The organism is Sphaerotilus sp. (genome assembly GCF_041083715.1).
Taxonomy (GTDB): domain Bacteria; phylum Pseudomonadota; class Gammaproteobacteria; order Burkholderiales; family Burkholderiaceae_C; genus Sphaerotilus.
The window spans coordinates 1-8,310 of the sequence record NZ_JBFPGY010000243.1 but is presented as its reverse complement, the minus strand read 5'-3'; the positions used below and the strand labels follow the sequence as shown (position 1 = coordinate 8,310).

Genomic DNA, 8,310 nt, shown 5'->3' with positions numbered 1-8,310 from the left:
GGCCGCTCGCAGGACGAGGCGAAGCAGCGCGGCCTGAAGATGCTCGACCGCGTGGGCCTGATGGCCCACAAGGACAAGTTCCCTGGCCAGCTCTCCGGTGGGCAGCAGCAGCGGGTGGCCATCGCCCGCGCGCTGTCGATGGACCCGATCGTGATGCTGTTCGACGAGCCGACTTCGGCGCTGGACCCCGAGATGGTGGGCGAAGTGCTGGACGTCATGGTCAAGCTGGCGCAGGAAGGCATGACGATGATGGTCGTCACGCACGAGATGGGGTTTGCCAAGAAGGTCAGCCACCGCGTGATCTTCATGGACCAGGGCAAGATCATCGAGGACTGCCCGAAGGAGGCCTTCTTCGGCGACCCGGATGCCCGCTCGCCGCGTGCCAAGGAATTCCTCTCCAAGATTCTGGGCCACTGACGCCCGCCGATCGACCCAGCCTTGGAACCATCCCGGATCTTCGGGCCCAGCCGACCGCTGTGGCCCTCGCTGCGCAGGCTGCTCGGCATCGTGCTGGCGGCACTGGCTGTCGGGCTGGCCGGGTGGAGCGGGTTCCGGATCAGCGAGCGCCACGGCACGCTGGCGCTGCGCGAGGAGTCGAACCACCGGCTCGATCTGTTTGCCTCCGCGGTGGAGGGCATGGTCAAGCGGCTCGAACACGTGCCTGCCACGATCCAGCTCAACCAGGACGTGCAGGCGCTGCTGCTGGAGCCGCGCCACGCGCTGCGCGTCAGCCGCGTCAACGACTACCTGCGCCGGTTGAACGCCCACCTGGGCAGCCTGGCGGTGTACGTGATGGATGAGCGCGGCGTGGTCGTCGCCTCCAGCAACAGCGATCTGGGCGATGACAGCCAGCTGGGCGAAGATCTGTCCTTCCGCCCCTATTTTCTCGAAGCCCTGTCCGGTCAGGTCGGGCGCCATTTCGCCATCGGTGCCAAGAGCGGGCAGCCTGGCTACTTCGTCTCGCATCCGATTCGCGACGGCGCCCGCGTGCTTGGGGTGGCCACCATCAAGATCAGCCTCGACCCGGTGGACGAAGTCTGGGACATGCTCGGCGCGCCCGCACTGCTGGCCGACACCAACCAGGTCGTGATCCTCTCCTCGCGGCCGGAGTGGCGCTATACCGCGTTGACCGAGCTGTCCCTGGAGCGTCGGGTCGATCTGCAGATCACCCGGCTCTACAACAACCAGCAGATTCCGCGCTTCCCGCTGCCGGTGAAGCTGTCGATCGACGAGGACAGCCAGGTGCTCGAAGGCGTGCTGCCCGGCGGTCTGCCACCCGAGTCCGACGCGGTTCGCCCGGTGCGCAGCAGCACGCTGGTGCTCGGCCGCACGCTGGATGGCATGGACTGGCGGCTGCTGATCTTTTCGGACCTGCGCGGTGTACGCAACCAGGCGGTGCTGAACAGCATGCTGTCTGCCGTGGCAGCGGGGTTCGTGCTGCTGCTGGCGCTGTACCTGAACCAGCGCCGCCGCATCGCGCGCCAGAAGATCGAGTCGCGGCAGATGCTGGAGCGCGCCAACACCGAACTGGAGCACAAGGTCGCCCGCCGCACCCGCGCGCTGACCGACTCCAACACCCGGCTGCGCCGCGAGATCGCCGAGCGCGAGCAGGCCGAGCTGACGCTGCGCGCTGCGCAGGACGAGCTGGTCCACGCGGCCAAGATGGCCGTGCTCGGACAGCTCGCCACTGGCATCACCCACGAGCTGACGCAGCCGCTGGGCGCCATCCGCACGCTTTCGGGCAACGCGCTGGAGTTCATGCGCCGGGGTGACCTGAAGGCCGTGTCGGGCAACCTGCAGTTCGTCACCCGGCTGGCCGACCAGATGGGCAGCATCATCCAGCCGCTCAAGGGCTTCGCGCGCAAGTCGCTGGCGCAGCCCGCGGCGACCGATGTGGCCCACGCTGTCAGCAACGCGCTCTTTCTCTATGACCAGCGTCTGCGCCGGGAGGGCATCACGGTATACAACCGCTGCGAGCCTGGCCAGGTCATCGCCTGGTGTGATCCGAACCGGCTGGAGCAGGTGCTGATCAACCTGATCGGCAATGCGATGGACGCGATGCGCGACGCCGAGGTCAAGGCGCTGACGCTGGAAGCCACCTCCGACGCGTCGGGCAGTCCGCCACTGCGCATCGACGTGATCGACACCGGACCGGGTGTGCCCGAAGAGGTCCGCCAGCGCCTGTTCGAGCCGTTCTTCACCACCAAGGACCCTGGTGTCGGGCTCGGGCTCGGTCTGGCCATCTCGCGCGACATCGTGCGCGAGTTCCACGGCGACCTCGAAGCGGACAATCGGCCCGGTGGCGGGGCCTGTTTCACTGTGCGGCTGCCAGCAGCGCCCCCCCAGGAAGAATCCACAGCCCCATGACCGCTCTGACGTCCACCGCACTCACTGTCCTCATCGTCGAAGACGACTTCCACATGCAGCTCGGCTGCGTCCAGGCCCTGCAGCTCGCTGGCCTGTCGGTGGAGGCGGTCGATTCCGCCGAAGCGGCGATCCCGCTCATCACGCCTGGCTACACCGGCATCGTCGTCACCGACATGCGCCTGCCCAGGGCGGACGGGCTCTCGCTCGTGCGCCACTGCCATGCGCTCGACCCCGATCTGCCCGTCATCATGATCACCGGCCACGGCGACGTGACGCTGGCGGTCGAGGCCATGCGCAGCGGTGCCTACGACTTCATCCCCAAGCCGTTCTCGCCCGAGATCCTGATCGAGGTCGTGCGCCGCGCGATGGAAAAGCGCAGCCTCACGCTGGAAGTCGCCACGCTGCGCCGTGTGCTGGCACGCCGCGAAGGGATCGACGGCAAGCTCATCGGCCGCTCGCCCCAGATCCAGCGGGTGCGCCGGCTGGTGATGGAGGTGGCGGACAGTCCCGTGGATGTGCTGATCCAGGGCGAGACCGGCACCGGCAAGGAAGTGGTGGCGCGTGCGCTGCACGACTTCTCCGGCCGGCGCGAGAGCAGCTACGTGGCACTCAACTGCGGTGGTGTGCCCGACACGCTGCTCGACAGCGAGCTGTTCGGCCACGAGGCCGGTGCCTTCACCGGTGCGCAGAAGCGGCGCATCGGCAAGATCGAGTACGCCAACGGCGGCACCCTGTTCCTCGACGAGCTGGAAACCATGCCGATGGGCATGCAGATCAAGCTGCTGCGGGTGTTGCAGGAACGCGAGATCGAGCGCCTGGGCTCTAACCTGTCGCTGCCGGTCGACGTGCGGGTGGTGGCGGCGACCAAGGAGGACCTGCTCCTGCGCGCGCAGCAGGGCGGCTTTCGGGCCGATCTGTACTACCGGCTCAACGTGGTCACGATCGAGCTGCCGCCGCTGCGCGAGCGGCGCGAGGACATTCCTGTGCTGCTGGAGCATTTCATGCTCCTCGCCACCAGCCGCTTCAACCGCCCACCGCCGCAGGTCACCACCGAGCAGATGCACCGCCTGATGGCCCACCACTGGCCTGGCAACGTGCGTGAACTGCGCAATGTGGCGGACTGCCTGGTGCTGGGCGTGCGCAAGGACATCCTCGGCCCCGGTCCGGCGTCCGAGCCGGCGGGCGCCAGCGCGGACGAGGGGCTGTCGCTGTCCGATTCGGTCGACAGCTTCGAGCGCAGCCTGATTGCGGCAGAGCTGCGCCGTCAGGACGGCAACATCGCCCGCACCGCCAAGGAACTGCGCGTGCCCAAGACGACGCTGAACGACAAGATCCGCAAGTACCGGCTGCAGGGCGAGTAGGCCACCGATTCCGGTCGCGTTGGGTCAGGCGGGATCCGACGCTGCAGCGCCGTGGTGCATGGCGAAGGCCAGCGCCTGCGCCAGGCCATGTGCCGCGTTGGCGTAGGTATAGCCGGCGACCAGCTCGCGGCTGCGGGCGGACATGCGCTGCCACAGCGCGGCATCGGTCAGCAGCGCGCTGGCGGCGTCGATCCAGGCGGGCAGATCGAGCGGCAGGATGCGGCCGTTCTCGTGGTCGCGCACGATCTCGCCGGAGGTGCCGGCCATGGGCGTCTGCAGGACCGGCAGGCCGACCGCGCAGGCCTCGTTGACCACCACGCCCCAGACGTCGCCACGCGTCGGAAACAGCAGCACACGCCCGCGCCGGTAGGCCAGCGGCAGCGCGGTCTGGTCCAGAAAACCGGGCAAGCGCACGTCGAGGAGATCGGCTGCCGCCGTCGCTCTGGCTTGCAGCTGGTCCCGGAGCGGACCACTGCCCAGGAACTCGATCGTCACCCTGCGTCCCAGCTGGCGGGCCACACCGAGCGCCACGTCCAGCGCGAACTCCGGGCTTTTGTCCGGATGCATCCGGCCGCTGACGACGAAGTCCACCGTGCGTTCGATCGGCAGGAGGTCCGCCGCCTCGAAGCGTGCCATGTCGGCGCACAGGTGCGACTGGAAGCAGCGTTCCTGTGCAATGCCGTAGGACGCAAACAGGCGCCGGGATCCGACGCTCGCTCCCACGAAGGCGTGCGATCGGCGAAACACGATCCGGCGCAGCAGATGGTGCATGCGGGTCAGATGAAGTTCTGATTCGTAGGTCCCATCGGTCATCGGGACATGTGGAATGCCGTGGCGCCATGCATGGAGAAAGGCCGACAGGTACGGCTGGCCGAAGGCGGTCGTGACGATGGCGTCGGGCGCGATCTTGGTCAGCAGGGTGGGCAGACCGGTGTTGAAGTGGATGTACTTGTCACGCACCGTCAGTTCGCGGGACGGTGGGTAGTGGACACGCACCGTGTCTGCGGCGTCATCCACCCGCCAGTCCCGGTTCGGCTCCCGGCGTGTCAGGTAGATGCAGTGCACCTCGGCGCCTGTCAGGGCGGGCAGGGCGGCAAACACCGGGATCCGGTAGGGCGACGGCATGTTGGTGACGATCGCGATCCGGGGGCGCCGGGAGGGTGTCGGGGTGCGCTGGTGAAGCATGGGATGGACGCGGAAGTGCACTCGCTGCAGAGCGGCAATGGTAGTGAGGGCCGCCCTGGCGGCCGTGTGCACATTGACACGCTCTGCCCCCGGAATCAGGGATTCCGGTGCGCCTGGGTGTCCAGCCAGTCGAGCAGGCGCTGCCCGATCGCCCGGTGGCCTTGCGCGGATGTGTGCGTGTCGTTCGGACTGTAGAGGTCGCGGGTCTGGCGGCTCAGGCGCACGAAGTGGCTGAACAGGTCCGGCCCGAGCCCGGCGCGCTCCAGCACGGTCCCGATGCCGGTGGCCCGGTCGGGCTCCAGGTAGACGCTGGTCTTGTTGGGCACCACGAGCCAGGTGATGGCCAGCCCGGGATGCCGGGCGGAGATCCGCTGCATCCGCTCCACCATGGCGGGCGAGAACGGCGGCGCGGTTCGATCCTGCGCGAAGAACAGCCCGCGGTCGCAGGCGTGGTGGCTGAAGCGCTGGCAGCCGCCGGGCAGGCGCTGGATGCGCACCTGCTCGGCGCCGTCGTGGCGGTTGACCACCTCCGGTGCATCTGTGTGCAGGGCCTTCCAGGTGTGCAGCGTCGTCAGCAGCCCGGTGAACAAGGATTCGCGGGTGTTCAGGCCGAACGCGCCTGCCGTCTCGCGGTCACGGGCCACATGGCGGGTCTGCAGCGGGTGGGGATCCTGGCGGGCGGCGCAGGCGAGGGAGCGGTCCAGCCGATCGTCCAGGGCGCGCTCCACCGACTCGATGACCACGGTCGTGCCGCGGAAACCCTGCCTGCGCAGCAGGGACTCCAGGTCGGCGCAGACCGGGCCGAGTGTTTCCCAGTGCACGGTGGCGACCTTCATGCCCTGCGCGACCAGCACCGCCTGCCAGCGCAGTGGCGCGGAGAAGCTGTCCCCGATGACCAGCACCTCGGCCTCGTCCAGCGCGCTGGACACGCGCAGCGCCGGGTCCGTCGTGGTCGCCTGCACGGTCGGGCCGAATGCGGTTTCCGACAGTCGGCCGATGCGGGTCAGGTCGCCCTGGAACGGCGGGGTCAGGACTGTCCACACCAGCAACGCGGCCACCAGGGCCAGACAGGTGCCGAACGCCAGCAGCCACAGCCGCACGGCAGTGTCATCGGAATCAGGCGTGTGCATGGCGACTCGGCACTCAGAACTGGAAGTACAGGAAGGCGCTGTGCACACCCAGATGCGCCACACCGGCCAGGAACAGCCCGCCCGTTGCCATCGCGCTCAGCACGACCCTGCGGCGGCTCGACACCTGCGGGGGCAGCCAGCGCCCCAGCGTGCCCGAGTTGGGCAGGCAGAACGCCACCACGGCGCACACCAGGAAACGCTGGTAGAACTCGGCCATCTGGTAGGGCAGGTCGAAGCCGTGGAACGGGTGGCTCGACCAGCCGTTGAATCCGGCCATGCCGCGGTACACCGCCCCGGCCACCGCCAGCGACTCGGCCCGGAACACCACCCAGGCGAGCGTCACCGCCACGAAGGTCAGCACCGCGCCCGTCCACTGCGTCGCCTGGCCACCAGGCTGCACGCCGAACCGGGCCCGCCAGAGGTGATTGAGCACCAGGCCAGCGCCGTGCAGCGCACCCCAGACGACAAAGGTCCACGACGCACCGTGCCACAGCCCGCCGAGCAGCATCGTCAGCGCGAGGTTGCCGTACCGCCGGGCAGTGCCGTGGCGGTTGCCGCCGAGCGGCACGTAGAGGTAGTCGCGCAAAAAGGTCGACAGCGAGATGTGCCAGCGGCGCCAGAACGCGATGAGACTGGTGGCCTGGTAGGGCGAATCGAAGTTGATCGGCAGCCGGATGCCCAGGCACAGCGACAGCCCGATGGCCATGTCAGAGTAGCCGGAGAAGTCGAAGTAGATCTGGAATGCGTAGGCGACGGCACCGAGCCACGCCGTCAGCATCGTGAGGTCCACGCCACGGCCCGCGGCGCCGAACACGACGTCGGCGTACTGGCCCACCGGGTCCGCCAGCAGCAGCTTCTTGCCCAGCCCGACCGTGAAGGTGGCGAGTCCGAGCACCAGCTTCGTGCGGTCGAGCCGGTAGCTGGCTGGATCGGCGAACTGCGGCATCATCTGCGCGTGGTGCAGCACCGGCCCGGCGATCAGGTGCGGGAAGTAGGTGACGAAGAGCAGGTAGTGCGAGAACGAGCGCTCGCGCACCTGGCCCGCCCAGGCATCGACCAGGAAGGCGATCTGCGTGAAGGTGTAGAACGAGATGCCGATCGGCAGCAGCAGGTGGGGCAGTGGCCAGGCGGTGCCGGTGACCGTGTTGACGTTGTCGATGAAGAAGTCGGCGTACTTGAACAGTCCGAGCAGCCCCAGGTTCACCGCCAGTGCGCCACGCAGCCGCCACAGGCGCGTGCGGTCGCTGCGGTCGGCCTGCGGCGTGGTCCACCGGCCGGCGAGGAAGTTGAAGCCGATCGAGCCGAGCAGCAGCGGCAGCGCCGACAGGCTCCACCAGCCGTAGAAGAACAGCGAAGCACCTCCCAGGAAACGCGCCGCTGCCAGCGCCCGCTGCGGCCCGAGCAGGACATGCCCGGCCAGCACCAGCGGGAAGAACAGGAAGAGGAACTCGTAGGAGTTGAACAGCATCGGCGTGGCCGGCCGACGTCAGCGCCCCGGGCCCCGGCGGCGCTGCTTGGAGGCGGACTGTGCGGCCCGGATCGCTGCGGCCAGCCCCGGCCACGCCAGGTACACGCACTTGCGCACGCGCCAGCCGACGTCGACGGGCGAGGGGCGCAGCGTGATCCGCCAGCGTGCCAGGGCGCCTGGTGCGTCCAGCAGCGACTCGATGAACCGCTCGCGCTGGTACTCCCGGTCGGTCGCGCGCTGCACCACGTCCAGGCAACCCGCGATCTGCGCATCGTGCAGCCACTGCTGGTGCAGCGCGACGTGGATGACGTTGTGGCGCCGCGCCCAGGCGATGAAACGCGCACCCGAGAACTCCCGCATCCGGTCGGACACGCCACCGCGGCGGTAGCGCACCAGCGGTGCGTCGATCGTGCAGGCGCCGCCGCCACACAGCGCCCGCAGCAGGTTGACCTGGTCCTCGTAGGAGACGCGGGGCAGCAGGGGGCCGAAGCGCTCGAACAGCCGGCGGGTGAACGCATGGGCGGCGCCGATGATGTAAGGTCGCCGCTGCGCCCAGTCCTCCACGGTACGCCACTGCGACAGGTCATCCACCCGCACCACGCCGAGGTCCTCGCCTTCGGGGCCCATGTCGATGAGGTGGCTGGCGATCAGGTCGAGACGCTGCCCCGACGCATCCCAGGCCTGCGCGACGCGGGCGACCCGCTCGGGCAGCGACAGGTCGTCGCCGGCCATCATCACCAGCAGCTCGCCCTGGGCCGCTTCGACGACCGCGTTGAAGTGGCCGTTGATGCCCAGGTTG

Annotated in this window: 7 protein-coding genes; 3 read left to right on the top strand and 4 right to left on the bottom strand. The window is 68.8% G+C overall.

Translation table 11 applies throughout. The features are described from left to right. The 3 genes from AB3X43_RS10785 to AB3X43_RS10775 all read left to right on the top strand — a co-directional run. Nucleotides 1–417 (top strand): amino acid ABC transporter ATP-binding protein (locus AB3X43_RS10785; protein WP_369429847.1); only part of this gene is annotated, 417 nt, incomplete at its 5' end. Between the two features lie 21 nt (nucleotides 418–438). After that, nucleotides 439–2,367: an ATP-binding protein gene (locus AB3X43_RS10780; RefSeq protein ID WP_369429846.1), complete on the top strand. Its 1,929-nt coding sequence runs from the start codon at nucleotides 439–441 to the stop codon at nucleotides 2,365–2,367. Then, nucleotides 2,364–3,728 (top strand): sigma-54-dependent transcriptional regulator, encoded by a 1,365-nt coding sequence (locus tag AB3X43_RS10775; RefSeq protein ID WP_369429845.1) that lies wholly within the window; start codon nucleotides 2,364–2,366, stop codon nucleotides 3,726–3,728. Before AB3X43_RS10780 ends, AB3X43_RS10775 begins: the two co-directional genes overlap by 4 nt. 24 nt (nucleotides 3,729–3,752) lie before the next feature. Here the strand turns inward: AB3X43_RS10775 and AB3X43_RS10770 are convergent, their stop codons facing one another. From AB3X43_RS10770 to AB3X43_RS10755, 4 genes are all read right to left on the bottom strand, one after another. Next, nucleotides 3,753–4,913 carry a glycosyltransferase family 4 protein gene (locus AB3X43_RS10770; RefSeq protein ID WP_369429844.1) on the bottom strand — a complete coding sequence of 387 codons (1,161 nt, stop codon included), beginning with the start codon at nucleotides 4,911–4,913 and terminating at the stop codon, nucleotides 3,753–3,755. Nucleotides 4,914–5,008: 95 nt separating this feature from the next. Further along, nucleotides 5,009–6,043, bottom strand: coding sequence for an alginate O-acetyltransferase AlgX-related protein (locus AB3X43_RS10765; RefSeq protein ID WP_369429843.1), 1,035 nt, complete (start codon nucleotides 6,041–6,043; stop codon nucleotides 5,009–5,011). A gap of 13 nt (nucleotides 6,044–6,056) precedes the next feature. Then, a complete protein-coding gene (locus AB3X43_RS10760; RefSeq protein WP_369429842.1) occupies nucleotides 6,057–7,511 on the bottom strand; it encodes an MBOAT family O-acyltransferase in 1,455 nt (484 codons plus the stop codon). 18 nt (nucleotides 7,512–7,529) lie between these two features. After that, the coding region (locus tag AB3X43_RS10755; protein ID WP_369429841.1) for a glycosyltransferase family 2 protein at nucleotides 7,530–8,310 on the bottom strand (781 nt) is incomplete at its 5' end.